This window comes from Halonotius sp. GCM10025705 (assembly GCF_042662885.1).
Classification (GTDB): Archaea; Halobacteriota; Halobacteria; order Halobacteriales; family Haloferacaceae; genus Halonotius; species Halonotius aquaticus.
In genome coordinates this window covers 744,246-770,515 of sequence record NZ_JBHSZD010000001.1, presented here as the reverse complement: position 1 = coordinate 770,515, position 26,270 = coordinate 744,246, and the positions used below count along the sequence as shown (strand labels likewise).

General features: G+C 61.4%; 23 protein-coding genes and 4 pseudogenes. 10 read left to right on the top strand and 17 right to left on the bottom strand.

Annotated features, from left to right (window positions below; all coding sequences use genetic code 11):
• Positions 1 to 329: 329 nt before the first annotated feature.
• Positions 330 to 1,913, bottom strand: coding sequence for a bifunctional phosphoribosylaminoimidazolecarboxamide formyltransferase/IMP cyclohydrolase (gene purH / locus ACFQJB_RS04400; RefSeq protein ID WP_379724385.1), 1,584 nt, complete (start codon positions 1,911 to 1,913; stop codon positions 330 to 332).
• Positions 1,914 to 2,037: 124 nt separating this feature from the next.
• On the opposite strand from purH, the gene purB reads away from it, so the two are divergent.
• Positions 2,038 to 3,450, top strand: a complete 1,413-nt coding sequence (gene purB, locus ACFQJB_RS04395) for an adenylosuccinate lyase (RefSeq protein ID WP_379724383.1) — start codon at positions 2,038 to 2,040, stop codon at positions 3,448 to 3,450.
• 25 nt (positions 3,451 to 3,475) lie between these two features.
• Here the strand turns inward: purB and ACFQJB_RS04390 are convergent, their stop codons facing one another.
• From ACFQJB_RS04390 to fba, 4 genes are all read right to left on the bottom strand, one after another.
• Positions 3,476 to 4,258 (bottom strand): universal stress protein, encoded by a 783-nt coding sequence (locus tag ACFQJB_RS04390; protein ID WP_379724380.1) that lies wholly within the window; start codon positions 4,256 to 4,258, stop codon positions 3,476 to 3,478.
• A 158-nt stretch (positions 4,259 to 4,416) separates the two neighbouring features.
• On the bottom strand, positions 4,417 to 6,093 hold the full coding sequence (locus ACFQJB_RS04385; protein WP_379724377.1) for a tRNA uridine(34) 5-carboxymethylaminomethyl modification radical SAM/GNAT enzyme Elp3: 1,677 nt from the start codon (positions 6,091 to 6,093) through the stop codon (positions 4,417 to 4,419).
• Positions 6,094 to 6,196: 103 nt separating this feature from the next.
• Complete coding sequence (locus tag ACFQJB_RS04380; protein WP_379724375.1) at positions 6,197 to 6,646, bottom strand: universal stress protein; 450 nt, start codon at positions 6,644 to 6,646, stop codon at positions 6,197 to 6,199.
• A 75-nt stretch (positions 6,647 to 6,721) separates the two neighbouring features.
• The gene (gene fba, locus ACFQJB_RS04375; RefSeq protein WP_379724372.1) at positions 6,722 to 7,714 is read right to left on the bottom strand and encodes a class II fructose-bisphosphate aldolase; all 993 of its coding nucleotides are present in this window, start codon (positions 7,712 to 7,714) and stop codon (positions 6,722 to 6,724) included.
• Positions 7,715 to 7,821: 107 nt separating this feature from the next.
• On the opposite strand from fba, the gene ACFQJB_RS04370 reads away from it, so the two are divergent.
• From ACFQJB_RS04370 to ACFQJB_RS04355, 4 genes and pseudogenes are all read left to right on the top strand, one after another.
• On the top strand, positions 7,822 to 8,097 hold the full coding sequence (locus tag ACFQJB_RS04370) for a DUF433 domain-containing protein (RefSeq protein ID WP_379724369.1): 276 nt from the start codon (positions 7,822 to 7,824) through the stop codon (positions 8,095 to 8,097).
• The gene (locus tag ACFQJB_RS04365; protein WP_379724366.1) at positions 8,094 to 8,462 is read left to right on the top strand and encodes a DUF5615 family PIN-like protein; all 369 of its coding nucleotides are present in this window, start codon (positions 8,094 to 8,096) and stop codon (positions 8,460 to 8,462) included. The genes ACFQJB_RS04370 and ACFQJB_RS04365 overlap by 4 nt, the downstream gene beginning before the upstream one ends.
• A 293-nt stretch (positions 8,463 to 8,755) precedes the next feature.
• Positions 8,756 to 10,156: a DUF6498-containing protein gene (locus ACFQJB_RS04360; protein ID WP_379724363.1), complete on the top strand. Its 1,401-nt coding sequence runs from the start codon at positions 8,756 to 8,758 to the stop codon at positions 10,154 to 10,156.
• A gap of 82 nt (positions 10,157 to 10,238) precedes the next feature.
• Positions 10,239 to 10,906, top strand: a pseudogene (locus tag ACFQJB_RS04355) (AIM24 family protein).
• Here the strand turns inward: ACFQJB_RS04355 and ACFQJB_RS04350 are convergent.
• Positions 10,823 to 11,005: a hypothetical protein gene (locus ACFQJB_RS04350; RefSeq protein WP_379728059.1), complete on the bottom strand. Its 183-nt coding sequence runs from the start codon at positions 11,003 to 11,005 to the stop codon at positions 10,823 to 10,825. The pseudogene ACFQJB_RS04355 and the gene ACFQJB_RS04350 sit on opposite strands and share 84 nt — an antisense overlap.
• Positions 11,006 to 11,009: 4 nt before the next feature.
• Here ACFQJB_RS04350 and asd point away from each other — a divergent pair, with 4 nt between their 5' ends.
• Positions 11,010 to 12,053 (top strand): aspartate-semialdehyde dehydrogenase, encoded by a 1,044-nt coding sequence (asd, locus tag ACFQJB_RS04345; protein WP_120102989.1) that lies wholly within the window; start codon positions 11,010 to 11,012, stop codon positions 12,051 to 12,053.
• A gap of 52 nt (positions 12,054 to 12,105) precedes the next feature.
• Here asd and ACFQJB_RS04340 read toward each other — a convergent pair whose 3' ends face one another.
• Positions 12,106 to 12,876, bottom strand: a complete 771-nt coding sequence (locus tag ACFQJB_RS04340; RefSeq protein WP_379724360.1) for a hypothetical protein — start codon at positions 12,874 to 12,876, stop codon at positions 12,106 to 12,108.
• 115 nt (positions 12,877 to 12,991) lie between these two features.
• On the opposite strand from ACFQJB_RS04340, the gene ACFQJB_RS04335 reads away from it, so the two are divergent.
• On the top strand, positions 12,992 to 13,558 hold the full coding sequence (locus ACFQJB_RS04335) for a GNAT family N-acetyltransferase (RefSeq protein ID WP_379724357.1): 567 nt from the start codon (positions 12,992 to 12,994) through the stop codon (positions 13,556 to 13,558).
• A gap of 49 nt (positions 13,559 to 13,607) precedes the next feature.
• Here the strand turns inward: ACFQJB_RS04335 and ACFQJB_RS04330 are convergent, their stop codons facing one another.
• The 3 genes from ACFQJB_RS04330 to ACFQJB_RS04320 are packed head-to-tail and all read right to left on the bottom strand — an operon-like array spanning position 13,608 to position 14,409.
• Complete coding sequence (locus ACFQJB_RS04330; protein ID WP_379724354.1) at positions 13,608 to 13,877, bottom strand: hypothetical protein; 270 nt, start codon at positions 13,875 to 13,877, stop codon at positions 13,608 to 13,610.
• Positions 13,878 to 13,928: 51 nt separating this feature from the next.
• Positions 13,929 to 14,186, bottom strand: a complete 258-nt coding sequence (locus tag ACFQJB_RS04325; RefSeq protein WP_120102985.1) for a DUF7520 family protein — start codon at positions 14,184 to 14,186, stop codon at positions 13,929 to 13,931.
• Complete coding sequence (locus ACFQJB_RS04320; protein ID WP_379724351.1) at positions 14,176 to 14,409, bottom strand: hypothetical protein; 234 nt, start codon at positions 14,407 to 14,409, stop codon at positions 14,176 to 14,178. Before ACFQJB_RS04320 ends, ACFQJB_RS04325 begins: the two co-directional genes overlap by 11 nt.
• An 85-nt stretch (positions 14,410 to 14,494) precedes the next feature.
• Here ACFQJB_RS04320 and cdd point away from each other — a divergent pair, with 85 nt between their 5' ends.
• The 3 genes from cdd (at position 14,495) to ACFQJB_RS04305 (ending at position 17,019) form a co-directional block, all read left to right on the top strand.
• On the top strand, positions 14,495 to 14,944 hold the full coding sequence (gene cdd, locus ACFQJB_RS04315; RefSeq protein WP_379724348.1) for a cytidine deaminase: 450 nt from the start codon (positions 14,495 to 14,497) through the stop codon (positions 14,942 to 14,944).
• On the top strand, positions 14,941 to 15,786 hold the full coding sequence (locus tag ACFQJB_RS04310) for a nucleoside phosphorylase (protein ID WP_379724345.1): 846 nt from the start codon (positions 14,941 to 14,943) through the stop codon (positions 15,784 to 15,786). The genes cdd and ACFQJB_RS04310 overlap by 4 nt, the downstream gene beginning before the upstream one ends.
• Positions 15,787 to 15,852: 66 nt before the next feature.
• Positions 15,853 to 17,019, top strand: a complete 1,167-nt coding sequence (locus ACFQJB_RS04305; RefSeq protein ID WP_379724342.1) for an NAD(P)/FAD-dependent oxidoreductase — start codon at positions 15,853 to 15,855, stop codon at positions 17,017 to 17,019.
• 162 nt (positions 17,020 to 17,181) lie between these two features.
• On the opposite strand, the gene trpB is transcribed toward ACFQJB_RS04305, so the two are convergent.
• The 7 genes and pseudogenes from trpB to ACFQJB_RS04270 all read right to left on the bottom strand — a co-directional run.
• Positions 17,182 to 18,333: a tryptophan synthase subunit beta gene (gene trpB, locus ACFQJB_RS04300; RefSeq protein ID WP_379724340.1), complete on the bottom strand. Its 1,152-nt coding sequence runs from the start codon at positions 18,331 to 18,333 to the stop codon at positions 17,182 to 17,184.
• A 144-nt stretch (positions 18,334 to 18,477) separates the two neighbouring features.
• A complete protein-coding gene (locus tag ACFQJB_RS04295; RefSeq protein WP_379724337.1) occupies positions 18,478 to 19,002 on the bottom strand; it encodes an Rrf2 family transcriptional regulator in 525 nt (174 codons plus the stop codon).
• Positions 19,003 to 19,157: 155 nt separating this feature from the next.
• Positions 19,158 to 20,003, bottom strand: a complete 846-nt coding sequence (locus ACFQJB_RS04290) for a hypothetical protein (RefSeq protein WP_379724334.1) — start codon at positions 20,001 to 20,003, stop codon at positions 19,158 to 19,160.
• 17 nt (positions 20,004 to 20,020) lie between these two features.
• Entirely contained in the window at positions 20,021 to 22,546 is a 2,526-nt protein-coding gene (gyrA, locus tag ACFQJB_RS04285; protein ID WP_379724331.1) for a DNA gyrase subunit A, read from the bottom strand.
• Positions 22,546 to 22,965 (bottom strand): annotated as a pseudogene (locus ACFQJB_RS04280) (DNA topoisomerase IV subunit B); the annotation flags it as partial. The gene gyrA and the pseudogene ACFQJB_RS04280, both read right to left, overlap by 1 nt.
• A 6-nt stretch (positions 22,966 to 22,971) precedes the next feature.
• Positions 22,972 to 24,660: pseudogene (locus tag ACFQJB_RS04275) on the bottom strand (LAGLIDADG family homing endonuclease); the annotation flags it as partial.
• Positions 24,646 to 26,154, bottom strand: a pseudogene (locus ACFQJB_RS04270) (DNA gyrase subunit B); the annotation flags it as partial. The pseudogenes ACFQJB_RS04275 and ACFQJB_RS04270, both read right to left, overlap by 15 nt.
• Positions 26,155 to 26,270 lie beyond the last annotated feature (116 nt).

Below are 26,270 nucleotides of genomic sequence, written 5' to 3'. Positions count from 1 at the left end.
CATTCAGTCGGTGTCGAAAACGGACGGATCGTGACCGCCGTCGGAACACTCGATGAGGGCCAATAGACATGGCTCCGAGTTTTCGACGTGCCTACAAAGTGCTGGTGCTTGGCAGACCGATGTCAGTTGTGGCGGTGATCGGCCGAACTCACACCATCGGTTCGCTAATTTCCGCAACTCCGTCGCTTCGCTCAATCGTGTCGGAAATCGCCTGAACTCGTTTCACTTGTTCACTGACGTTCGGTGCTCCATCACTTCGTTCAGTCATGTCTGAAATCGCGCGAACTCACTGCGTTCGCTCGCTGACTTTAGACACTCCTTCGTTCCACTCAGTCGTGTCTAAAGCACCGCATCCCGGTGAAGACCATCGCCATCCCGTGTTCGTCGGCGGCCTCGATTACGTCCTCGTCGTTGACAGAGCCACCCGGCTGGATCACGGCGTCAATGCCGGCCTCGGCGGCGGCATCGATCCCGTCCGGGAACGGGAAGAACGCGTCGGAGGCCATGACAGCTCCCTCAGCCGTTTTCCCTTCGGCGTCGCGCTCAGACTTCTTCGCAGCGAGTTCGACGGCGTCGACACGGGAGACCTGCCCGACGCCGAGACCGACTGTTTCGGTGCCGGTGGCGAAGGCGATCCCGTTGGATTTGACGTGTTTGAGCGTCTGCCACGCAAATGACATCGTTTCGAGCTCCTCATCTGTCGGCTCACGCTCGGTGACGACCTCAAACTCTTCGGGGTCAGGCGAGGCGAGATCACGCTCTTGGACGAGTCGCCCACCGACAATCGGTTTCTCGGTCATCGTCTCCGTGATCTCGCCGAGCTCGCCCACGTCGAGAATTCGGAGGTTATCTTTCTCGGTCAGCACGTCGAGGGCAGCCTCGGTGTACCCCGGCGCGATGACGACTTCCTTGAACGAGTCGACGACCTGCTCGGCGGTTTCGGCGTCACACTCGCGGTTGAGCGCGACGACGCCGCCGAAGGCGCTTTTCGGGTCGGTGCGGAGCGCCTTGTCGTAGGCGTCGGCCAGCGAGTCCGCGACCGCACAACCTGCGGGGTTGGTGTGTTTGATCACGGCGGCGGCGGGCTCGTCGAACTCCTTGATGAGGTTGAGCGCGCCGTCGGCGTCGTTGTAGTTGTTGTACGAGAGGTCTTTCGCGCCCTCGTTGAGTTGCGGCGCGGAGACGACATTGGCCTCCTCACAGGTGCCGTCGGCGTACACCGCCCCGTCCTGATGGGGATTTTCGCCGTAGCGTAGGGTGTCAGCGAGATCATCGGCGACGAGGCGTCGCTGTGGGAAGTCGCCGCCAGTGTCGCCGTCGATTGCGACGGTTTCTGCCTCATGGTCGACGGTGACGCGATCCTCAGCGAACCAACGGACGGCCCGCGGGTAGGCGGTGAACTCGCCGTCGTAGAGCACGCGCTCTTTGAGGTCGTCGGTGTCGTCGCCCTCATAGACCGGGACGGCCTCTTGGGTGACGATTGGGCCCGCGTCGACTTCCTCGGTGACGACGTGGACGGTACAGCCGGTCATCCGCACGCCGGCGTCAAGCACCTGCTCGTGGGCGTCCATGCCGGGGAACGCCGGCAGCAACGAGGGATGGACGTTGAGTGTCGTCGGCACGTTGTCGATGAACTCGTCGGTCAGAATCCGCATATAGCCGTCGAGACAGACGAGGTCGAAATCGTAGCTCGCTAACGTTTCGACGATCCGGGCCTCGTGTGCTTCGCGGGATTCGCCGTCCTCGCGGGCGACGACTTCGGTCGGAATCCCACGCTCGGCGGCCCCCTCAACGACAGGCGCGCCGTCCTCGTTTGTCACGACGATAGCCAGCTCCGCGCCGCCCGGCGCGCGGTCGGCGATATGCAGCAGATTTCGGCCGCGATTGCTCGCTAAGCCGGCGATTTTCACCATACCGGTGGGTGCCCGGGCGACCGAAAAACAGTTGCGGTCGGCCGCCGGGGCCGTTCGCCAGCGGCTCACAGGCGGGCCTACAGCCATCGACATGCTTTTGCAACTGCCACGGGCACCGTCGGCTATGACCGATCTCTCGCGTAGTGACCCGCTGGCGGCGGTCTCGCCGCTCGATGGGCGGTACAGTCGCCGGACGGCACCCCTCTCGCCGTACGCCAGTGAATCCGGGCTCATGCGGGCTCGCGTCCGTGTCGAAGCCGAGTACCTGATCGCACTGGCCGACGTTGACGCCGTCGACCTTGATCTCTCAGCAGACGAGCAGGCAGCGATCCGCGCGACCTACGAGGATTTCGATAGCGACGACGCCGAGTTGATCAAACAGCTCGAAGTCGACGGCGCGGCGGGCTACAGCGCGACCAACCACGACGTGAAAGCCGTCGAGTACTTCCTCCGCGTTCGGCTGGACGAATCCGCTGCTGTCAGCGACGCCGAACGGCTCTATCCATGGCTGCACTTCGGACTAACCAGCGAGGACGTGAACAACCTCGCCCAGCGGCTGTTGGTAAAACCCGCTGTCGAGGATGTCTTGCTACCCGAACTCCGCGAGATCCGGGACGCGCTGACTGAGCTTGCTCACGAGCACCGCGACCTCTCGATGTTGGCGCGGACGCACGGCCAGCCGGCGACGCCGACGACGTTCGGCAAGGAGATGGCCGTCTACGCCGCCCGACTCGGGAAGACGATGGCTCGGCTCACACACGCCAGCGACGATCTCGCGGGCAAACTCGCCGGAGCCTCGGGAACCTACGCCGCCCACCACGCAGCGTTCCCAGGGGTCGATTGGCAGGCGTTTTCCGAATCCTTTGTTACCGACCTCGGACTCGATCACACTGCGTTGACAACGCAGGTCAACCCCTGTGACGACTTGGCCGCGCTGTTCGACGCGGCCCGCGGCGTCAACAACGTCCTCATCGATCTCGATCAGGACATGTGGCTCTACATCTCGGATCGCTACCTCGGCCAGCGGACGGTCGACGGGGAAACCGGGTCGTCGACGATGCCACACAAGGTGAACCCGATCGACTTCGAGAACAGCGAGGGCAACCTCTCGAAGGCGAACTCGGATCTCACCTTCCTCGCCGACTACGTCACCACCTCGCGGCTCCAGCGTGACCTCTCGGATTCGACCGTTAAGCGCAACATCGGCGCGGCCTTCGGCCACTGCCTGATCGCCTACGGCAAGACGCAGGCCGGCCTCGGCAAGGTCGTCCCCAACGAACAGGTGATGACTGATGACCTCGAATCGACGCCCGAGATCATCGGCGAGGCCGTCCAGACGATCCTCCGCCGGGAGGGCGACACCGACGCCTACGAGCGCGTCAAGGAACTCACGCGCGGCAAGCAGGTCACGATGGATGATTTCTACGATCTCTTCGAATCACTCGATGTCGACGAGTCGGTTCGGGAGGAATTGCTTGCGTTGACGCCGACCGGCTACACTGGCGTCGCTGGGGATCTTGCCGACAGCACGGAGTAAGAAGCGAGCGCGCTGCAGTCAGGGACTATGCGCGTGGGCGACGACGACAGAGGAGTCCGCATCCTGTTGGACATCTGTCGAGGTCGAGCCGAAGACAAACCGCTCTGGGGCCGACCGTCGGCGCGCCCATCACTGTCAGATCATAGTACTCCGACTGCTCGATGATCGCATCGGCCGCCGACTCAGCTTCATAGAGCCAGGTGTCGACGTTCTCAAACTCGCCCAGCGCGGTTGCCGCCGTGGCAAGGATCTGTTCGCCGCGCTCGCGGCTCGCCGCGCCCTCAGTTTCGACCACGTGGAAGAGATCGATCGCCGCGTCGGTGGCGGCGGCGATCGCGCGAGCGGTTTCGACCGCCAACTGGCTGTGACGGCCACCGGCGATCGGCACGAGGATCGACGCCAGCGTTTCGACATCGCCGCGGTCGTCGACGGTGAGCACATCTGTCCGGTCAGCCAGTCGCTCGGCGGCAGTACCGCGGAGGCCCGACAGCAGCGACGGCCCCGGGTCACGTTCCACCACCAGCGCCGAAGGATCACGTCGATCAACCGCGGGTTCAACGTCGTTCGGCGCGGCGATAGCGGTGGCCGACTGGCTGTATGCGTCGCGGTGATCCGGCGGCAGTTGGATCTCGCCAGCCGGTGTTGCGGTGGTCGACTCCGCGAGAAGCAACTCTGTATCCCGCACGGTCGCCATGGCGTGGCCTACCATCGCGCCACGCCGTGCGGCTGTCTCGTCGCTGATGTGGCCGACGAGACACGGCCCGTGGCCCTCTCTCGGTGTCGACACGGCATCGTTGACCGCGATCATACCCTGCAGTGACGCCTACTCAGATATAAATTCCAGTGACCCTTTACGAGAAATGATGGTTTACTAATAGAATTCAGGGGTTGCATACAGCCCAACAAAGTCACGTATTTGTGTAAAATAACGCATTATAAATAGCCATTCACGCAATGAGTTGTCTGTTACAGCCACGTACTCACGTAGGGGCCATCCTGTGTGTAGCCCAGCTTCTCGCGGTAGTACTGCCGAACGCCGATCCCGGAGATCACACTGAGTTTGCTGAAGCCAGCATCAGCCGCAAGCTCCTCGGCTGTTTCGAGCAGCCGGCGACCGTAGCCGCGGTGTTGCCAGTCAGCCTCCCCAGCGGCCTCGCCGATGCCAGCCTCGCTGCCGTAGACGTGGAGTTCGCGGACGATTGCCGCGTCCTGTAGCTCACGTCGCACCGGATCGTTCGGGAACCGCAGGCGACAGAAGCCGATCAGGAGGTCTTGTTCGGTATCCTCGTAGCTGATGAAGTGCTCGGTGCCGCCGCAGGCCTCGTAGGTCAGTACGTCGCGCTCGATAGCCTCGGCGTTGGGTTCGGCGTCGTTCATGCCGACCTCGCGCGCGCGGATATCTCGGCACTCGATGCCATTGTCGTCGGCGTACCGTTGGGCCAACTGTCGGAGGTTCGACTTCCAGACGCCGGCATCGATGAAGTCCGCGGGGATGTCCCGCTGGACGCGCTGGAGGCGGGTGTACTTCGGGATCATCCCCATGATCTCGCCGATGAGTTCGGCGGCCTCCTCGTTTTGCAGCGGTTCGTACTCGCCGCGTCGCCACATGTCGTAGGTGAGTGTATCGCGGACGACAATGGTGGGATAGATCTTGAGATAATCCGGCTTGTAATCCGGATTCGAGAACAACTGTCGGAAATCCTCCAGACACATCTCCTTGGTCATGCCGGGCTGGCCCGGCATCATGTGGAAGCCGACTTTGAACCCTGAATCCCGCAGCCGGCGGTTGGCGTCGATAGAGGCCTGATTGCCGTGACCGCGGTGCATCTCACGATTGATTCGCTCGTAGGTCGTCTGGACGCCGACCTCAACTTTCGTCCCGCCGAGGTCGAGCATCCGGTCGATCTGCTCGGGATCACACCAGTCGGGTTTGGTCTCGAAGGTGGTGCCGATGTTGCGGATCTCGTTGGTCTCGTTTTCGGCGATCACGTCTTCGAGGTATTCAAACTCGTACTCCTCGGGGGCTTGGGCGAAGCTTTCGCCTTCGGCCGCGGCGGGTTCGCTATCGAGGTCGTAGTCGTTCAGGGCCTGCAAGGCGCGCTTGACGAACCACTCTTGGTAGTCGTGACTCCGAGCAGTCATCGTCCCGCCCATCAGGATGAGTTCGACTTTGTCGACCGGGTGGCCGATTGTCCGCAGTTGGTGGAGCCGCAGCGTGACCTGTCCGTAGGGGTCGTAGTCGTTCTGTTCCCCGCGAGCAGCGGCGGGCTCATGGCCGGTGTAGCTCTGTGAGGAATCGAACTCGCTGGCCGGGCCGCCGGGACAGTAGAGACACTTCCCGTGGGGGCACATATGCGGGGAGGTCATGATCGCCACCGGCGAGACGCCGGAGGCCGTCCGCACCGGCTTGCGCTTGACGACGGCCTTGACTGTATCGCGGTGTTCCTGCGGCGCGTACGCCAGTAGCTCGGTGTTTTTCGGGACTTTCGGCGCGGAATACTCCGAGCAAACATCGAGTTTCGCGGATTCGAGGTCGTCGCGCTCGATCTCGCCGTCGATGATCCGAGCGACGAGTTCCTCGCAGGCCCGCTGGAACGCGGCGGACTCACCGGCAGCCTCGCCGTCGGCGGATTCAGAACTCACGGTGACACCTCCGGTCGAGCGGGTTGCATTACCTCTTGGTGGTTGCGTTCCGCGGTTAAGCGTGTCGCTCGGTGATCTCGTCGTTCCTCTCGGTACCGCACGGCTATTCGGCAGTCTCCTCAGCCGCCTGCTTAATCACGAACACCGGGACTTCGGCTTTGTCGACGACGCGCTCGGAAACACTCCCGAGCGAGCGGAGTTTTTCGCGTGGTGTCTTGCCATCAGTACCGATAACGATCACGTCGATGTTCTCTTCGTTGGATTCTTTGACGATTTCCTTGTCTGGCGTGCCGCGCCGGACGGTCGTCTCGACATCAAGCCCCTCCTCGGCGGCTGCGTCGGCGACCTCCTCGACAGCGGCTTCGGCGTCGGCGGTAAGTTCGGCGTCGACGCCGTCGCGGTCGTCGTCGCCAGCGGCCTGTACCGAGCGGATATCGACGACCGAGAGGGCGCGCACGGTTGCGTCGTTGTCGGCGGCCAGCGTCAGGGCGTGCGGGAGCGTTCGCTGAATCGTCTCGCTGCCGTCGGTCGGCACCAGAATAGTCTCGTACATGCCTACTGCTACGGTGGGTGGCCGCTTAATTTCACCCCTTCAGTGGGGTGTCGTCGACCGAGAGTTAGGAGCAATTCAGCTGAATTTGCTGCGGCCGGCACTCCCCGAGACCTCGGCGAGGTCGGCGTACACGTCGGCGATGCGGTCGCGGATCTGTCGGCCGGCAACACGCGGGTCGAAACGATCCTTATTCGGGGCCCACTCCACATCGTTGAAGAATGTATTGCGGTGATCTTCGACGCCCTCAGGCGGAACGATCTCGTCGGTCTCCTCCCGATAGAGATCGAAGGCGGTGCGGGTGTACTCGTATTGATAGCGGGTGTCCTTGTTGACCTTACAGATGCCGTGAGTCAGCATCTCCTGCAGTTGGTCTGGCTGGACGCCCGACGAGCCATGCAGGACGAGCGGCGTATCGAGGCCGTGATCGCGCAGGGCAGTGCGGATCTCCTCGGTCAGGTCAGGTTTGAGTTCGAGGTCTTTCCCCTTCGCGACGCCGTGTTGGGTGCCGACTGAGATCGCCAGCAGGTCACAGCCTGTGCGGTCGACAAACTCGACGGCCTGCTCGGGATCGGTATAGAAGGCGTTCTCGGAGACGATCTCGTCTTCGACACCTTTGATCTTCCCGAGTTCGGCCTCGACGAGGATGTCGGCGTCGGCATCGTCGATCATCTCGACGACCTGTTTGCTCCGGGCGACGTTCTCCTCAAACTCCTCGTGGGAGGCGTCGATCATGATCGAGGAGGGGATCTCTAGTTCGACCTGTCGTTGAATTGTATCGAGGTCGGTTTGGTGATCCATGTTGAGGAAGACGCCGATATCGTACTGGGCGGCGATGCGTTCGATGTAGTTGCCCATGACGCGCAGGCCCGCGATCGGATCGCCGTTGCCGGCGAAGGTACAAGCGCCGTTGCTCATCTGCAGTAGGAGATCGGAGTCGACGCTGGCCGCGCCCTGAATCAGCCCGATCATCGTGTTTGGCTCGGCGATGTTGCTTGCGATTAGTCCAAACCCAGAGTCAAGTGCATCATCGTAGACCGATGCCAGTTCAGTGCCACCATAGAAGGTCATGTCTACGCTGTTCTGCAGGGAGTGAAATAAATCCCGCCGTCATTTGTCGCTCAGCCGGTGGGGATGGCCTACAAAAATATAAATGAATCACTGGCTTACAGTACAGCATGACAATCACTCGTGACGACGACGTACTCGGTGGTGAGCCCCGGATACAGGGGACGCGGATCGGAGTGCGCCACATTGCGACACGAGTGATCGAAGGCGGCAGCTCACCGGCTCTTGTGGCCGATCAGTTTGATCTCTCACTGGCAGCGGTTTATGCGGCGCTCTCCTATTACTACGAACATATAACGGAGATGCGTGCGTTCGAAGCCAGCAACGATGCGGCTTTCGACCGCGTTCGTGACACATCGCTGAAACCGAAGGAACCGATTCAGTGACTGAGGCTCAGCTCTTGCTTGACGAGCACGTCGGTCGCGTGCTTGAACGATTACTTCGGGAGCGTGGACACGAGGTGAGACAGGCCAAAGACGAGTTCGGCGAGTACACCGACGATGCCGCACTTTTTGAGTGGTGTGCAACCAACGGCGTTGTCCTGATAACGAACAACGCGAAGGATTTCGAACCACTTGCCAGCGAGCAGCCACATGCTGGGATCCTACTCTACTACGATCAGAGCCTTCCGGCAACCGATCCTGAGGGACTTGCACAAACGATTGACGAAGTGTTCACACAGTACGGAATGGCTGGCGTCGAGAACGAACTCATCGATCTCGGCGAGTGGTACGACTGGCTCAGCAAGTGAAATATCGCCCGGAACACTAACGCCCAACCTCATCCTATGGCGGCGTGCCTCGTTGGTCGGGAAACCCTCGTGCCGGGCGGCTGTCGTTACGGCCGACAGCGGGCCGTCTGTCCCGTGCCTGGGTTCGCCGGACTGTCATCGCTCCCGAAATAGGATAGCTCGGCCGGGGACTTGTGGCACGTGTCAGAACGTCGGTGCGCGCGTGGCTTACACCTTCCGCTGCCGTCGGACGCGGACATGACGGATTTTCGAAAGCCGAAACACAGTTACGACTCCCTCCCACAGCACCTGCTGTGCCGCGTTCGCCCTCCACACCGACGCAGTGGCTCGGTCTCCTTGCGATCGTCGTCGGCAACCTCCTTCCGTTGGTCGGCGTCGCCGTCTGGGAGTGGAGCCTCGCGTCACTACTCGTCGTCTACTGGCTCGAAGCCCTCACAACCGCGCTGTTGGCTGCGGTCAAGGCCCTCTTTGCGAAACAGGGCTCTCCAGAGCTCCCCGGGGTGCAACGACTGCCTGATCTGCGCGCCAAGCGCGGCGGGCTGCAGCCACGGGCTGGCTGGCCGCCGATCTATCCCCGAAACGTCCCGTTTGCGGTCTCAATACTGAGCGTCTGGGCTATGACGGTGCTGCCGGTGAGTCTGCTTGCCTGGTTTTCACTTGATCTCGATCCGACGCTGTCGGGTGGACTCCTCGTCGCCCTTGCCGCCCTCGTCGCCTCGCATCTCGCGGATTTTCGGGTCGACTACATCGGTGCCGAGCGGTACACCGATGTCTCAGCGCGGGAGCTGACCCGCACGCCGGCCCAGCAGGTGTTGGTGCTGCTCTGCGTGCTCCCATTTACGATGGGCGAGGCGGCAAGTGGGGTCGGCCTGTTGGGCGGCATTGTCCTTGCGAAGACGACCGCTGAGGCCTATCGCTTCTACGTCGACCACATGGGTCAGCCGCTGGTCGGTATCACTGACTGGCTGAAAGAGAGCGCGCTGATCGAGACTGAGCCGCTCCAAGAGCCGCCGCCGGAACTTCCGTTGCCGGAGGCCCCGGTCGACGGCCGTGTCGAGACTGACACCACAGCGGTCGTCCTCGGCAGTGTTACGAACGTCATGCTGGGACTGGTTAGCCGCGGCGGCGTGCTGTTGGCAGCGCTGCTCGCGTTTGGCATCACCATCGGTTCCCCGCTGATCGTCGGGCTCGGCGCCGCCGCCCTGCTTGCGATTGTCGCGGTCGCCGTGCTGAGTCGATGGCTGCGGTTCGGCACCGTCGAGTATCAGCGACGCGCCCATGAGATCGTTGCCTACGATCGCCTACTGGCCGAGCCGCAGTGGATCGCTCCCGTCTATGGTGGCGACATCGAGGTGCAGAACGCGATCCCCGACCGGCTGCTCGGAACGGGAACGCTGTCGCTGTCGACGACCGACGACGACCGTGAGACAGTCACGCTCGGGCCGGTTTCGGATCTCGATGCCGCCGTCGACGAGCTTGGACTCCCGGTCTCACAACCGCGTCGCCCCGAGACGGAGTACAGCGTCGTCGCTGCCGCCGGTGGCTTGCTGGTCATCTTCGCTGTGCTCCCGGTTGGCTTGCTCACTATGGGCGATCTCGACAGCGGAACTGCCGTTGCGGTGCTCGTGATCGCCGGGCCAGTGTTCCTGCCACTGCTCGGGATACTGCTGTGGGCAACGTTGGCACGGATTTGAGCACACCCGAGATGTGGTACTGAAAACGCGCGTTTGAGCCTTCACCGTGTATATATGCTGCCTCAATCAAGAAGTCGGTGACATGAAGCTTGAGGAGTTTACCGCATCGAACGCACCGAAACCTGGCGGCGACGGCTTCCAACTGGAGAACCCGAAGCTGCTCGATATCGCCGTTGAGGACACCGTAATGGTCAAAGCTGGCTCGATGGTCGCCTACACCGGCGAGTTCACCTTCACCGGCAAATCCTCCGCGGAGGGTGGGATCACCGGCTTCGTCAAGGAGGCAGTCTCCAATGAAGGGACGCCGATTATGGAAGCCGAAGGGTCGGGACATCTCTACGTCGCCGAACAGGAAAAGAAGATACAGGTGCTGAAGCTGGACGCCGATGACTCGATCTCGGTCAACGGCAACGATATTCTCGCCTTCGAATCCCACGTCGATTACGAGATCAACACGGTCGGGGGCTCTCAGAGGCCATCGCCGGCGGGCTGACAAACGTCTACCTCAGCGGCCCGGGCACGGTCGCGCTGACGACCCACGGCGAGCCGCTGGTCGCGACCCCGCCGATCACGACCGATCCCGATGCGACCGTCGCATGGAGTACGAATCTCTCGCCGTCGATCAGCACAAACAAAACCATCGAGATCGGTCAACAGTCCGGCGAGTCATTCCAGATGGCGTTTACCGGCAACGAGGGCTTTGTCGTCGTCCAACCGTACGAGGAAGGCGGCCAGCGAGCACAGCAGTAACGAGAGCCAGCTATCGACGCCGGCTTTTGGGTTGCGCTGCGACAACACCCCGAGCGTCGGGGAATCCGACCGACTTATGTAGGTGAACCCGTTTCCCACGGCAATGACAGTCTCTGTCGGTATCCTCGGTGCAACGGGCGCGGTCGGACAGCGATTCATTCAACTGCTCGATGGCCATCCAACCTTTGAGATCGACGCGCTGACCGCCAGCGAGTCGAGTGCGGGCAAACCGTATCGGGAAGCCGCCAAATGGCGCGCAAACACCCCGATCCCCCGGGATGTCGCCGAGATCGAGGTCGGCAAAACGCATCCGGACGCTGTTGGCGACGATATCGACCTTCTGTTTTCCTCGTTGCCCTCTGGCGTCGCCAGCGAGGTCGAACCCAAATTCCTCGAAGCAGGCTACGTGGTCTCCTCGAACTCCTCGAACGATCGTATGGCGGAGGACGTGCCACTGACCATCCCTGAGATCAACCCTGATCACCTCGACCTCATCGAGGTACAGCGCGATAACCGCGGCTGGGATGGCGCGCTCATCAAGAACCCCAACTGCTCGACGATCACGATGGTGCCGACGCTGGCCGCCCTCGATGAAGGGTTCGGAATCGAACGCGCCGATGTGACGACGCTACAGGCCGTCTCCGGCGCGGGCTACTCCGGGGTCACGTCGATGGAGATCATCGACAACGCCATCCCGCATATCGGCGGCGAAGAGAACAAGATGGAGACCGAATCCCGCAAGCTGCTCGGGGAGTTCGACGGCGCGGAACTCTCCATGCACGACGCCGAGGTCAACGCCTCCTGTAATCGGATTCCAACGCTTGACGGCCACCTCGAAAGCGTCTTTGTCGATCTCGCCGACGATCCGTCGCCGGCTGCGGCGCGGGAAGCACTGGAATCGTTCCCTGGGATCGATCTCCCGAGTGCGCCCGATCAGCTCATCCACGTCTTTGGCGACGACCAGCCTGACCGACCGCAGCCACGGCTGGATCGGAACCGTGACAACGGGATGGCCATCTCCGCCGGCGGCGTCAGCGAAACCCCCAGCGGGCTCAAATACAACTGTCTCGCTCACAATACCCTCCGCGGGGCAGCCGGCGCGAGCCTGCTGAACGGCGAACTGCTCGTCGAAGAAGGCTGGATCTAAGACCGAAAATCGGCTCTCGGCCGACACCCGCGGTCGGTGTCAGGTAACTCGTCTACTTCTCGTCGTCCGTATCGTCGCCGTCATCATCGTCATCGGCGCTACCATCGTCGGCTTCCGCATCAAGTTGCGCCTCGATCGCCTCAGTTTTTGCTTCCAACTTCTCAGTTGCCGCTGACATCTCCTCGCTGACCGTCTCTTCGACGGCCGCTTCGACCGTCTCCTCGACGCGTTTAGCAACTTCCTCACCAACGGTCTCTTCGACCGTTTTCTCAACCTCATCGCCAACCGTGGCTTCGACGGTTTTGGCGACCTCATCGCCGACCGTCTCCTCGACGGTTTCTTCGACGGTTTCGGTGACGCCGTCGTCGACAGTTTTGCCGACCGTTTCTTCGACCGTCTCCTCGACAGTTGCCTCAACCGTCTCCTCGACGGTATCGCCGACCTCTTTTTCAACCGTATCGCCCACGGTCTGTTCGACGGTTTCAGCGACCTCCTTGTCGACTGTCTCCTCGACAGTTTTCTCGACGGTGTCGCCGACTTCCTGCTCGACCGTTTCGCCGACGGTCTTTTCGACGGCCTCGCCGACCTCCTTGTCGACGGTCTCCTCAACGGTTTTCTCGACGGCTTCGGCGACCTCCTGGGTCATCCAGTTGGGATCGAACCGCGACATCTTCCAGACGACGTGGACGGTGTAGGACAAGAGCACCCCGAGGCCGAAGGCGACCCCCGTTTGGGTGCCGACGACGACAAGCAAGACGACGGCCAGCGAGATCAACAGCCCGAACGTCATATCGACGATGAAATCGACGCGATTCGGCTTCATTGCTTAACTCCGGCATGACGAACGTAACGCGACATACCATCGCTACTCGACCAGCGGGTTTAGTCTTCCCGTCGTGGCCCCACGGTTTACATCGGTGCGGGTGATACGACCGCGTATGTATGTCCGCGATGGCAAAAGCCGGGATGAGACATGGCTTCGTGACGGGATCGAGGCGATGGGCCTCGGCGAGGCGGTCGGCGAGCCACAGGAGTACGTGATCGCGGTCGAAGAGGACTCCGACGAACGGGCAGGGTTTGGCCGGCTGTGCGTCCATGCGGACGAGCCGGCGGTCGGCGAGTTGACACACATCGGGGTTCGCGAATCATGGCACGAGCAAGGTGTCGGAGCCCACATTATCGAACGGCTGCTCACCAAAGCCAGCGACGCCGGCGTCGAGACAGTGTACCTACTGACTGATGAGCCGGGCTATCCAGCCCAGTTTGGCTTTGAGCGAGTCGACGACCTGCCAACGGTACTGGCTGACCGGCGAACACAAGCCAAAGCGGTGGGGGACGACGACGGTGGTGCCCTCGCTATCAACCCCGAGGCATTCGAGATGCCCTCGCGGCTGCGAGAAGCGTTCAAAACTGCCAGCGGGGCTGGCGAGGAGCCATCCGTTGACGCCGATGAGTTCGGGATCGACGCCGACGGAGCGACCTACAAGTACGATACCGGCGGTTAAACGAGCGGTCGCCGCGTTCGCTGGATGTCGAGGCGACTGACCGTCGAGGCTACCGGTCGTCGAGGAAATCCGTGCTGAACACGATATAGGTCAGCACGGTGGTAAACAGGATCGGCGGGAGTTGGGCAAACGCCCACAGCGGCTCCAGGCCGAAGTTGAGAATCAAGATTGCGTTGCCGACGCCAAGTGCGAGAAACGGCAGCGCATAGAGGGCTGCCCGTCGCCGGTTGCGATCGGTATCGCTGACCGACTCCGTCGGTGACTCCGAACCCGCCACCGGATCCTCGGGGGCCTCAGTCTCGCTGGTCGGCTGTGCCATACCTAACCGTCGGCCCCAACGAGTAAAAATCAGCCGGCTTCCCGGTGCAGGTCAGTCGTATCGTGAGGCCACCGAGACCAAGGCGTAGAGTGTCCCGATCGCCACGGCGATAACACCCATCCCGTAGAGCGTCATCGCGCCCGGCGAGATCGGCACCGTCACCAGCCCAAACGGTTCGATAGCGTCGATGCCGCCACCGCCGTTGGCACCGACAACAAAGCCGAGAACGCCGCCAAGCGCGATCATGCCGAGACCCAAAAGCGAAAGGATGCGCCGGCCGGCACCGCGGTCGTCTGATTCAATCGTCACACTGCTGGTAGGAGCCGCGCTGAATAGAAGCTTTCCGTCGAGCGTCCGTCGGTGTTATGGCGACCGAGATGAGGATCATCACAACAGCGACCCCCGAGCCGATCCCAACGCCCGCGAGTAGCGGGATCGCCAGCCACCAGCCCGCGGCCGTGCCGCCAGCGACCGAGACAGGCATCGCGGCCAACAGCCCGTCGTAGCGCGTCAGCGACGGCGGTCGATGCATATCAGTGCGTCACATCGCCTGCTAATTAAATATTATTATTCAGTACACCGCCAAGCTATTTGCCGGTCGGCCGACCCTCCACAGTATGGATACACTGATCGAACGCGCCCGCGAGGCGCTCGGGGCGGCTCACGTCCCCTACTCCGAGTACCGCGTCGGGGCCGCACTCCGGACGGCCGATGGCGAGATTTTCACCGGCTGCAACGTCGAAAACGCCAACTACTCCAATAGCCTCCACGCCGAGGAGGTAGCGATCGGAACGGCGGTCACAGCAGGCCACCACGAGTTCGATCGACTGGCGGTCAGTTCTGGCGTGCGAGATGGGGTCACACCCTGTGGCATGTGCCGGCAGACGCTCGCGGAGTTCTGTGGAGACGACCTCACGATCGTCTGCGATTGCGGCGACGGCGAAGTCGCCACCTACACGCTTGGAGAGTTGCTCCCCGAAACGATCTCAGCGTCAACGCTGACCGACGCCGCCGACAACGATTCGCCACACGATATGAGTGACTCAGATAGTGGGGAGTCATCATGACTGACAGCGACGCCCCACCTGACACGAGAAACAGCGAGAACCCTAACACCGATCGCCAGTACCATCTCGACGTCACCGCCGACGACGTTGCCGACAGCGTCCTGCTGCCGGGAAACCCTGATCGACTGGCGAAGATCACTGACGTCTGGGAGTCAGCAACGGAGGTCGCCAGCCACCGGGAGTACCGCACCGCGACCGGCCGATATCGGGAGACGCCGATCTCGGTCACCTCAACGGGGATCGGAGGCCCCTCAACGGGAATTGCTGTCGAAGAACTCGCCCGTGTCGACGCGGAGACGCTCATCCGCGTCGGCTCCTGTGGCACCGTCCGCTCGGATATCGCCCTCGGCGACCTTGTCATTACCTCGGGGGCGATGCGAGGCGAGGGCACCAGCAGCGAGTATATCGACGAAACGTATCCGGCGAGTGCCGACTACGAGGTCGTTAGCGCACTCGTTGCCGCCGCCGAGCGATTGGGTCACGACTACCATGTCGGTGTCACACTTAGCACCGACAGCTTCTACGCTGGGCAAGCCAGGCCCGGATTTGAGGGCTATGAGGCTCCCGGCAGCGACGATCTCATAGAGACACTGAAAAATGCCAACGTTGCGAACATCGAGATGGAGGCCGCAACGCTGCTGACGCTATCGAATCTCTATGACCTGCGAGCGGGGGCGGTGTGTGCCGTCTACGCCAACCGCGAAACCGGGGAATTCGCCACAGTCGGCGAACGAAAGGCGGCCGAAACGGCAAGCCGTGCGGTCGCGCTGTTGGCAGAGATGGATGCCGCAAAGACGGCAGCCGGTGTCGACCGGTGGCACCCAGGGCTCTCAATCGAGTAACTCGACCGAAACACAGCGCGGCACCGTTCCAAAGCCGCTTTATCCGAGGGCCCCAGAAGCAGGGGTATGTCAGCCAACGTCGTCGTTGTCGGTGCCGGCTATGCCGGTGCTGGCACCGTCAAATCGTTTGAAGACGAGATCGATGAAGGGGAAGCCGAACTGACCTGGATCTCCGAACACGACTACCATCTTGTCCTCCACGAGACCCATCGCGTGATCCGGAATCCCGAGGTCGAATCGAAGGTGGCGATCCCGGTCGATGAGATCAAATCGCCGTCGACGAACTTCATCCGCGACCGCGTCACCGATATCGACACCGGTGAGCAGACGCTCGAACTGCAGGACGGCGACCCTGTCGACTACGATTATCTCCTCCTCGCAGTCGGAAGCTCAACCGCATTCTTCGGCATCGATGGCCTCGAAGAACACGCTCTCACGCTGAAAAGCCTCGATGACGCCCGCGAGATTCATGAGGCGGTACGAACGGCCGGCGAGGACGCAACCCAATCCGAGCCAGCACAGGTGTTGGTCGGCGGTGCGGGGCTGTCGGGCATCCAGATCGCCGGCGAGATCGCCGGCTACCGGGATGATACCCACGCGCCGATCGACATCAAACTGATCGAAGGACTCGATGAGATCTTCCCGGGCAACGATCCCGAGGTACAGGGCGCGCTCCGAAAACGCCTGCTCAACCGCGATATCGAGATCCTCACAGGCGATTTCATCTCCGAGGTCGATGATGAGTTAGTTCACCTCGGCGACGACGAGTCGATGCCCTACGACGTACTTGTGTGGGCCGGTGGCATCAGCGGCCGAGAGACGGTTGCCAACAGCGACCTTGACAAGGATGAGCGGTCGAAGCGCGTCCACGCCGAATCCAACTTCCAGACCAGCGACGACCGCGTCTTTGCGATCGGCGACACCGCACTGATCGACCAGGGCAACGACGAGCAGGCCCCGCCGACCGCGGAGGCCGCATGGACGGCGGCGGAGGTTGCCGGCGAGAACCTGGTTCGCGCTCTGCGTGGCGCACCGCTGAAATCGTGGCAACACAAGGATAAGGGGACAGCCATCTCGGTCGGCGAGGATGCCGTCGCCCACGACGTCATGGGGATTCCGATCAACACCTTCGGTGGGGTCGCGGCCCGGACACTCAAAAAGGCGATCGCCGCCCGCTGGATCGCTGAGGTAAGCTCGACGAAGCGAGCGATCAGCGCCTGGAGCGACATGTAACGCTGGTACCCAGATACATCGTCATCCCACCCGCCGCAAGCGTGTCACCCGTTGCGTGAAGATAGCGACCAAAGTAGACGTCGCTGAGTTGGGTACGAGCGACTGCATAATTGAAACAGCGCGCAAAGAAGAATATCACTTCTGCCGAGAAGGCACGCGCTCTCAGGACAGATCGAAGTGCTCGGCGGCTGTCTGCATGTCCTTGTCCCCGCGCCCACAGAGATTCACAAGCAGCGTGTCGTGTTTGTCTTCTTGGGCCAATTTTTTCGCCAGTGCGATAGCGTGGCTCGGCTCCAGGGCTGGGATGATGCCTTCGGCCTGGCTCAACTCCTTGAACGCCGCGAGGGCTTCCTCATCACTGATTGCGTGGTATTCTGCACGACCGAGCGACTGTAAGGCGGCGTGTTCCGGCCCCACAGCCGGATAATCAAGCCCAGCCGACACTGAGTGGTTCTCTGTGTTTTCGTCAATCACCTTCGTCAACATTCCTTGGAATATCTGCGGTTCCTCTTGTTTTGATTTCGACAGCGGAGCGGAGTGGCTGTCACCCGTGCCGCCAGGCTCAGCTCCATAGAGCATGACGTCATCGTCTTTGAACGCATGGAAGAGCCCGATCGCATTCGAGCCACCGCCTACACAGGCGACACAAGCATCAGGCAACTCGCCGTGGAGTTCTTGAATCTGCTCGCGGGCCTCCCGACCGATAACCGACTGAAACTCCCGTACCATCCGCGGGAATGGATCCGGCCCGACAGCACTCCCGACGAGGTAGTGGGTATCCTCCATGTTCTGCGCAAAATCCTCAAGGGCGGCATCGACGGCTTCTGCGAGTTTTGCATTCCCACGGGTGACAGGTTCGACCTCCGCGCCCATCAGCCGCATCCGGAAGACGTTCATCTCCTGGCGTTTGATATCTTCCTCGCCCATGTACACTTTCACCGGGAGGTCGAGCAACGCACCAACCATGGCTGTCGCCGTGCCGTGTTGGCCCGCGCCGGTCTCAGCGATCAGTCGGTCTTTCCCAGCCCGTTTGGCAAGGAGAGCCTGTCCAAGGGTATTGTTGAGTTTGTGCGCACCGCCGTGCAGCAGATCTTCGTGTTTGAAATAGATGTCTGCACCGTAGCTCTCTGACAGCGTCTCGGCGTAAAACACCGGTGTTGGTCGGCCACCGAAATGGTTGAGATAGTATTGAAACTCAGTTTGGAACTCGTCGGTCGGAACAATCTCATCGAAGGCGTCAGCCAACTGTGCAAGTGGTTCTTCGAGTGCTTCAGGGACGTGTCGGCCACCGTACTCCTCAAATTCACCTGGCATACAGCGGAGATGGTGTAGGCTATTGCTTAGGCGTTGTGCCGCGGTAACCCTGAGAGCGTCACGCGTAGTGTCACGGCAGCAACCGAGCTATTGTGGATGTGACGACCGGTCGTTGTCGTCCCATACGACAGTCGCAGACGCGTGTTAGTTGTCGACCGGGGCGACCATCTCGTCGATCTCAAGGATCAGAATACTGTCAGTGTCGTCTTTGGCATCAAGCGTGCCCGTGATTTTGAGCTTCGACAGCGGGGTGGGGCCGACGGTCACCGAGTCGCCCTCATGGAAGTCACGAATCGAGCCTTGGAGGTGGATCTCCGCCCGGCAGAGTTCCGGATGATGAACGCTGGAGAGGTCGATACTTTCGACGGTGGCATTCTCGACGACCTCGCTGTTGTGTTGGAGGGGTACCGAGGCTGGCTCGTCCATCTGGTCAACGTCGAGAGCCTCGTAGGCGTCGGCAGTCGGCTTATAGCCGCCCTTCGGGCCGGGAACCCCCTCGACAAGTTGGAGGGCCTTGAGGCTCTGCATCTGGTTGCGGATCGTCCCGGGATTGCGGTCGACTTCGTCGGCGATGTCCTCGCCTTTGATCGCATCTTCGGCTTCGCGGTGGAGGTTGGTCAGCGCGGTCAGAATGGTTTTCTGACTTGGCGTAAGTTCGATTGATGACATGCGTTTTCGTTCGATGGGACTACTCATAAATCCGATGGAAGAATAATTACAATTCAGGTGATAAATTTCAGTTCGGTGTCGGCGCAAAATTCTTTCGGCGTGACAAACAAATCCTGTCGGCAGCCGTGTGCGCCCACAGCCACAGCCACAGCGACTCACCGATGGAGGTGTCGTTGCACCTGTTCGGCGATCACCGAGCGGAACGCGGGCTGATCGAGGCCGTCGGCACCCAAAAACGCGTCAGGATGCCGTCGGCCGACAACCCCACACAGCCGATCGGTAACGGTGTCGACGGCGACTGATCGCTCATCCGACCGCATCGACGTAGCGATGGACTCGATGGACGCCGGTGTTGCGTACGTATCGACCAGCTCATCGATCGATTGGGCTGGCTTCGATTGTGTCGAGTCTCCTACCGGTGTCGAGGCGGCTACGGCTGGGTTTGATAGTATGCCGCGCTGGCCCTGTTTGTTCCGGATCACAACACCCGCGGCCGGGCCGTCATACCACGCCGATGTTGGCAGCTCGTATGTATCCGGGGAGAAATCCCGTGTGTTGACTTCTCGTTCGAAGGTATTGACGGGCGCAAGCCCGAGTCGTCGGAAGATGCCATCGGCAGCGTCCGGCGGGCGAAACGTCTCGCGGTCGGCCGCCCACACGTCGGTGCCGAGAAACGGCGGCATCGACTCGAAATCGTATGGTACCGACTCGTGGGTAGTTGCTACACCGAAGAAAGTGACCGCTTCGACGTTATCAACGGCGGCTCTGAGTGCGTCGCGGTCGAGGGAGTCACGAATGTGGGCAACCGCCTGACGGAACGGCAGCGGAATCGTCTCGGGGTCGTCATAGACCGTCTCTTCGTCGCCAACCCGGAGCAGTCCTGAGTCCTGGAGTTGAAACCGCAGCGGTCGGCCGTCGATCAACTCCAGCAGCCAGAGATGTCCCGACAGCAACCCGTCCGGGGCGTCTGCAACCGGTTGCGTCGGTGGAAACGATTTCACTGGTGGCCCATTACTCGTTAGTCGTCGCTCGGGGCGGCTTCGGGATCGGTCGCGAGATCAACGTCGGCCTCCGATTCGTCGGTAACCATCTCACGGGGGATCACATCGAGACAGGCGACGCGGTCGGCCTCGACGAGATCCATCACGATTACACCCATCGTGTTGCGGCCGACCGTTGAGATGTCCTCGACAGGCGTGCGCATGATCTGGCCCGACTTGCTCATCACGACCAGGTGGTCGCCGGGGCCGACAGTCTCCATCGCACAGACCGGGCCGTTGCGACCCGCAGTTTTGATGTCGATTAGACCCTTCCCGTTGCGGGATTGGACGCGGTACTCGTCGATATCGGATCGCTTGCCGTAGCCGTTTTCGGTGACCGTCAGCACCCAGCTGTGACGGTCGACATCGACGGCGGCGACACCAGCGACCGTATCGTCGTCCTGGAGGTCGATCCCACGGACGCCGCGGGCACTCCGGCCCATCGCGCGGACATCGTCCTCATCGAAACGGATCGACATCCCGCCGGTCGTCGTCACCACAAGCGTCCGGTCGCCGTCGGTAACCTCGACATCGACGAGTTCGTCGCCGTCCTCCAGGCGGATCGCGCGGATCCCCGAGGTGTGGATGTTCTGAAAGTCATCGACGCCGGTGCGTTTGATGTAGCCGTCGCGGGTCACCATCGTCAGATACCGCTGGCCATCGAAGGACTCGTCGGCGATGTCGTCGGTGTTGACGACCGCCGTAAGCTCCTCGCCGTCGTCGAGATCGAGGATGTTGACCGCAGATTTCCCGCGGGCGGTACGGCTCATCTCGGGGATCTGGAATCCTCGGAGCTTGTAGATCTGCCCATAGTTGGTGAAACAGAGCAGATAGTCGTGGGTGTTGGCGACAAACACCGATGAGACCGCATCGTCCTCCTTGAGATCGGTGCCGATGATCCCCTTGCCGCCGCGGTTCTGTGCGGAGAACGTCGACAGCGGCATCCGCTTGATGTAGTCGTCTTCGGACATGGCGACGACGATATCCTCCTCGGGGATGAGATCCTCGTGGGCGACGGTGTCGGTGTCCTCGATGAACGAGGTGCGTCGCTCGTCGTCGTATTCGTCCTTGATGTCGAGCAGTTCCTCCTCGATGACACCGAGCAGTTCGCTCTCGTTGGTGAGGATCTCTTCGAGCCGCTCGATACGCGCTTGAACCTCCTCGTACTCATCTTTGATCGCCTGGGCCTCCATCGATGTCAGCGAGCCGAGCTGCATCGAAACGATGTGGGCAACCTGATCCTCGGAGAAGTCGAACTCCTCCCGCAGGGCGGCCTTCGCGGCGTCGCGGTCGTCGGCATCTTGGATCGTCTCGACGACGTCATCGACGTTGTTGAGCGCGGTCAGCCGGCCCTCAAGAATGTGGGCGCGATCCTCGGCCTCGTCGAGTTCGTACTGGGAGCGCCGACGGACGACCTCCCGTCGGTGATCAAGGTAGTGCTGAATCGTCTCCCGCAGATCGAGCACCTGCGGCGCACCATCGACCAAGGCGAGGTTGATGACGCCGAAGGTTGATTCGAGATGGCTTTCGAGCAGTTGGTTTTTGACGACATCGACCATCGCGTCGCGCTTGAGATCGATGACGACGCGGATCCCGTCGCGGTCGGATTCGTCGCGGAGATCCCGAATCCCCTCCAGTTTGCCCTCGTTTACGTCATCTGCAATGCGCTCGACGAGGCGGGCTTTGTTCTCTTGGAAGGGCAGTTCAGTGATGACAATCCGGCCTTCCTCCTCGTCGACCTCGAACTCAGCGCGAACACGGACGCGACCGCGGCCGGTCTTGTACGCCGAGTGGACGCCACCCCGGCCGACGATGTTGGCACCAGTTGGGAAATCCGGCCCCTTGACGTGATCCATCAGATCCTCAACGGTCGCCTCAGGGTTGTTAATCAGATGGACGGTCGCATCGATGACCTCGCCGAGGTTGTGCGGCGGGATGTTCGTCGACATCCCGACGGCGATCCCGGAGGAGCCGTTGACGAGGAGGTTCGGGAACGCCGACGGCAACACATCAGGTTCCTGCAGGCGGTCATCGTAGTTTGCGCTGAAATCGACGGTGTCCTTGTCGATGTCGGCCAGCAACTCCTCGGCGATTGGGGCCATGCGGGCCTCCGTATAGCGCATCGCCGCTGGCGGGTCGCCGTCGACAGAGCCGAAGTTGCCTTGCCCGTCGACGAGTGGGTACCGCATCGAGAAATCTTGGGCCATCCGGGCGAGGGTGTCGTAGATCGCGCTGTCGCCGTGGGGATGGAAATCACCCATCGTCTCGCCGACGATGGAGGAGCTCTTGCGGTGGGCCGAGCCCGCCGACACGCCGGCCTCATGCATCGCATACAGGATGCGGCGGTGGACGGGTTTGAGACCGTCACGAACGTCCGGCAGTGCACGCCCAGCGATGACCGACATCGCATAATCGATGTAGGATTGCTCCATCTCATCTTCGATCCGGGCGGTCTCGATTCTGGCGGCGTCGACATCAGGATCGTCAGGCAGATCGGTGCTCATCAGATATCAACCCATTCAGCGTCAGTCGCATGCTCTTTGATAAACTGTTTCCGTGGTTCGACGGCGTCGCCCATCAGGATCGAAAACATCCGATCGGCTGCCGCCGCATCCTCGATGGTGATCCGCTTGAGGATGCGGTTTTCGGGATCCATTGTCGTCTCCCACAGTTGATCTGGGTTCATCTCTCCAAGACCTTTGAACCGTTGAACCTGTGTGGGATTCCCGTTGCACTTCTCTTCGATGATCCGGTCGCGGTCGGCTTCGGTCATCGCATCGTAGGTGTTGCCACGGTACCGAACCCGATACAGCGGCGGTTGCGCGGCGTACACGTAGCCAGCCTCGATCAGCGGCCGCATATGGCGGTACAACAGCGTCAGGAGGAGTGTTCGGATGTGGGCCCCGTCAACGTCGGCGTCGGTATTGTGAGCACAGAGGCCGCCCATGCCGGCGATGAAGTTCTCGTCACTCTCGACAGAGAAGTCGTAGACATACTCGCTGGACGGCTCGACTTCCGATACCTCTCTCACCGAAAGCGCGACGAGATCATCGGAGATCTCACGATATCGTCTCGCGCCCGGATTATCGTGGCCGTCGTCAACTTTTGGTACGAGTGCGTCGCCGTTACGGTGTGGCTCCCACACATCACGAATTCGGTCAAGATCAGCGCGCGCTGCGACCGTGACGGTGTGTCGCTCCGCACTCGTCTCGTAACCGGCATCGAGAGCCGACGCCGGTGTGGTGGAGTGAGAGCCCATAACGCCCTGTGCGGAGAGGAGATACATGAGGCCACTGGCGAGATCGCGTGAGCAAGTCGTCCACGCGATTCGATTCTCGTTGACGGTGCCATCGCCGTGCAGATATCCGCGGAGGAACGCCTGCTGGGACGACGACGACACGTCGAAAACGAGATCCGGAATCGATTTTTCGACTGCGGTTTCGCTGTCGAAGCCGAAGACGTGTTTCCAGACGAGGGCCGCAGCGCGGTTGACGAGTTTGACCTCGTCAACGCGGTCTTCGTACTCGCTGTGTTTGGCCGGTATCCCAAAGACATCCTCGAACGCATCGATATAGTGATCTCGCAACGACTCATTGGTGTCTCCGATCGCGAGCCGAATCCCGTTGCGGGGCGAACTCGATCCGTCGGCTGCGTAGATGCCGAACAGCTCACAGAGCGCTTCATCGATCTTGATATAGCGATCGATCCCGTGATCGGCGTAATGTTCCGGCGTCAACTCGACATGAGCGTCGTCCGGGATATCATCGAGATCTGACTCCTCAAGTTCGCTGATCCTGACATAATCCCGAACACGGTTCGCAGGCGCGCTCTCGTATTGGTTGTTCCACCGCTGGTCGAGCAGCGAGTCGCCCACAGTTACCTCGTCCATCACCGCCGCAGGCGACGCGCCGACCGCCTCACAGTAGGCTTCGAAGTTCGACACCGTCGGCCGCGAGTTGCCCCGTTCCCACTGCGAGACCGTGATCGGCTGGGAGACGCCAACGGCATCACACACGTCCTGCTGTGTCAGTCCTGCATCGGTTCGTTCGGAGCGGAGCTGTGAGCGAACCGATTCCGGGATCTCGACGCGCGGCTCCGCGCGGGCGACGGCCCCGCCGTCGGTGGCGTACTCTGCGCGAACCTGCTGTTTGAACATCTCCTCGATACCCTCGCCGCGGGCATAGAGCTCCGAATCGATGTCGTCCTGTCTATCGACGAGTTCGGCCAATAGATCGACGCGGTCGCCGTCGCGGTCACCGGAGACAGGAACCGACCGCGGTGCGACGACCTCGTCGCCGGGTTCAATCTCGTCGCCGGTCGCCAACTGGATCTCCCCGTCGCGGTGAACGAACACGCTGTGGGAGGCAGTGACTTTCAGATTTCGCCCATAGCGCGTTTCGATCTCGTGGAGCGGTTCGTCGATCTCATGGCGGATGACCTGATCAATCGGCCGGAACTTAGTTCGGTTGTCGTCGCGGCCAAAACAGAGCACCTCGTAGTCGTCGTAACCGTCGCCGTCGGCGTCGATCACGTCGTCGATGAACGAACCGATCTCGACGAACTGGGTGTTGCCGTCGGTGTCGCGGACAAAGCCGTGTTCCTCGCCATCGACGCTCATCAGGATGATCTTATGGTACCGTGTCTCCTCGATATCGAACTCCTCACCGACGCCCGCGCCGATCGCGGTGATCAGCGCGCGGATCTCGTTGTTTTCGAGAATCCGATCAAGCCGGTGTTTCTCGACGTTGAGGATCTTGCCTTTGATCGGAAGGATCGCCTGATTGTGGCGGTCACGACCCTGTTTGGCCGAGCCGCCGGCGGAGTCGCCCTCGACGACGAACAGTTCGCTTTCGGTTGGATCGCGCGTTTGGCAGTCGGCGAGTTTGCCGGGGAGGGCGGTCGACTCCAACGCCGATTTTCGGCGCGTTAGTTCCTCAGCTTGTTTGGCCGCCTTTCGCGCACGGGCGGCCTCGGCGGCCTTCGCCACGACGGCCTCGCCGGTGTCGGGATTCTCTTCGAGATACGTTCGAAGGTGTTCGTGGGTCGCACTTTCGACGATCCCGCGTACCTCGCTGTTGCCGAGTTTGGTCTTCGTCTGGCCCTCGAACTGCGGGTCAGGGTGTTTGACCGAGACAACCGCGGTGAGCCCCTCTCTGACATCCTCGCCTTTGAGGTTCTCATCAAGATCGGTCGTCAGATTGTGGTCGTTCGCGTAGTCGTTGATAACCCGGGTGAGCGCGGTCTTGAAGCCGGTAAGATGGGTGCCACCCTCGCGGGTATTGATGTTGTTGGCGAAGGCATGAATCGAGCCCTGAAGCTCGTCGGTGGCCTGTATGGCGATCTCGACGGCGATGTTGTCTTCCTCGTCCTCAAAGTAAATAACCTCCTCGTGGAGCGGGGTTTTTGTCTCGTTGAGATAGTGAACGAACTCCTTGATGCCGCCATCATACAGAAACACGTCTTCCTCGTCGGTGCGTTCGTCGGTGAGTGTGATCTTGACGCCAGAGTTGAGGAAGGCGAGTTCGCGGAGGCGATTGGCCAGCGTCGAATAGGTGAACTCAGTTGTCTCGAAGATATCGTCGTCGGGCCAAAAGCGGATCTGGGTGCCGGTCTCTTCGTCGGGTTCCAGCGACCGAACCTGCTGGAAGGCGTCGGGCTCGGGCTCGCCGTGATCGAAGCTGTGCGTCCAGAGGTAGCCATCGCGGCGGATCTCGACGGCGAGCGATTTGGCGAGGGCGTTGACAACGCTGACGCCAACGCCGTGCAGGCCGCCGGAGACCTGATAGGATTTGTTGTCGAACTTGCCGCCGGCGTGAAGCACCGTCATGATGACCTCGACGGCGGGCCGGTCGTACTCCTCGTGGGTGTCGACCGGGATGCCGCGGCCGTCGTCGGCGACCGAGACGGAGCCGTCGTCGTGGATGGTCACCTCGATGTGGTCACAGTAGCCCGCCAACGCCTCGTCGATCGAGTTGTCGACGACCTCATAAACAAGATGGTGGAGCCCGCGGCCGTCGGTCGAGCCGATATACATCGCCGGCCGTTTGCGGACAGCCTGCAAGCCCTCCAAGACTTGGATCTGTCCGGCTCCGTAGTCGCTTTCGTCTGCCATAGAACTATTCACCGTTAGTAGACCACGGGGGATAAAGCTCCCGCACGCGCGGGCGCGAACGCCGATCAGTCCCGCCGGCAACGAGATCGCGGAGGGATAGAGGTTATACTCTCCCC

Excerpts from the sequence above, each read along its gene's own strand:
- purH (WP_379724385.1), bottom strand. The coding sequence starts at position 1,913 with ATGGTGAAAATCGCCGGCTTAGCGAGCAATCGCGGCCGAAATCTGCTG.
- purB (WP_379724383.1), top strand. The coding sequence starts at position 2,038 with ATGACCGATCTCTCGCGTAGTGACCCGCTGGCGGCGGTCTCGCCGCTC.
- ACFQJB_RS04390 (WP_379724380.1), bottom strand. The coding sequence starts at position 4,258 with ATGATCGCGGTCAACGATGCCGTGTCGACACCGAGAGAGGGCCACGGG.
- ACFQJB_RS04380 (WP_379724375.1), bottom strand. The coding sequence starts at position 6,646 with ATGTACGAGACTATTCTGGTGCCGACCGACGGCAGCGAGACGATTCAG.
- fba (WP_379724372.1), bottom strand. The coding sequence starts at position 7,714 with ATGACCTTCTATGGTGGCACTGAACTGGCATCGGTCTACGATGATGCA.
- ACFQJB_RS04370 (WP_379724369.1), top strand. The coding sequence starts at position 7,822 with ATGACAATCACTCGTGACGACGACGTACTCGGTGGTGAGCCCCGGATA.
- asd (WP_120102989.1), top strand. The coding sequence starts at position 11,010 with ATGACAGTCTCTGTCGGTATCCTCGGTGCAACGGGCGCGGTCGGACAG.
- ACFQJB_RS04340 (WP_379724360.1), bottom strand. The coding sequence starts at position 12,876 with ATGAAGCCGAATCGCGTCGATTTCATCGTCGATATGACGTTCGGGCTG.
- ACFQJB_RS04335 (WP_379724357.1), top strand. The coding sequence starts at position 12,992 with ATGTATGTCCGCGATGGCAAAAGCCGGGATGAGACATGGCTTCGTGAC.
- ACFQJB_RS04330 (WP_379724354.1), bottom strand. The coding sequence starts at position 13,877 with ATGGCACAGCCGACCAGCGAGACTGAGGCCCCCGAGGATCCGGTGGCG.
- ACFQJB_RS04320 (WP_379724351.1), bottom strand. The coding sequence starts at position 14,409 with ATGCATCGACCGCCGTCGCTGACGCGCTACGACGGGCTGTTGGCCGCG.
- cdd (WP_379724348.1), top strand. The coding sequence starts at position 14,495 with ATGGATACACTGATCGAACGCGCCCGCGAGGCGCTCGGGGCGGCTCAC.
- ACFQJB_RS04310 (WP_379724345.1), top strand. The coding sequence starts at position 14,941 with ATGACTGACAGCGACGCCCCACCTGACACGAGAAACAGCGAGAACCCT.
- ACFQJB_RS04305 (WP_379724342.1), top strand. The coding sequence starts at position 15,853 with ATGTCAGCCAACGTCGTCGTTGTCGGTGCCGGCTATGCCGGTGCTGGC.
- trpB (WP_379724340.1), bottom strand. The coding sequence starts at position 18,333 with ATGCCAGGTGAATTTGAGGAGTACGGTGGCCGACACGTCCCTGAAGCA.
- ACFQJB_RS04295 (WP_379724337.1), bottom strand. The coding sequence starts at position 19,002 with ATGTCATCAATCGAACTTACGCCAAGTCAGAAAACCATTCTGACCGCG.
- gyrA (WP_379724331.1), bottom strand. The coding sequence starts at position 22,546 with ATGAGCACCGATCTGCCTGACGATCCTGATGTCGACGCCGCCAGAATC.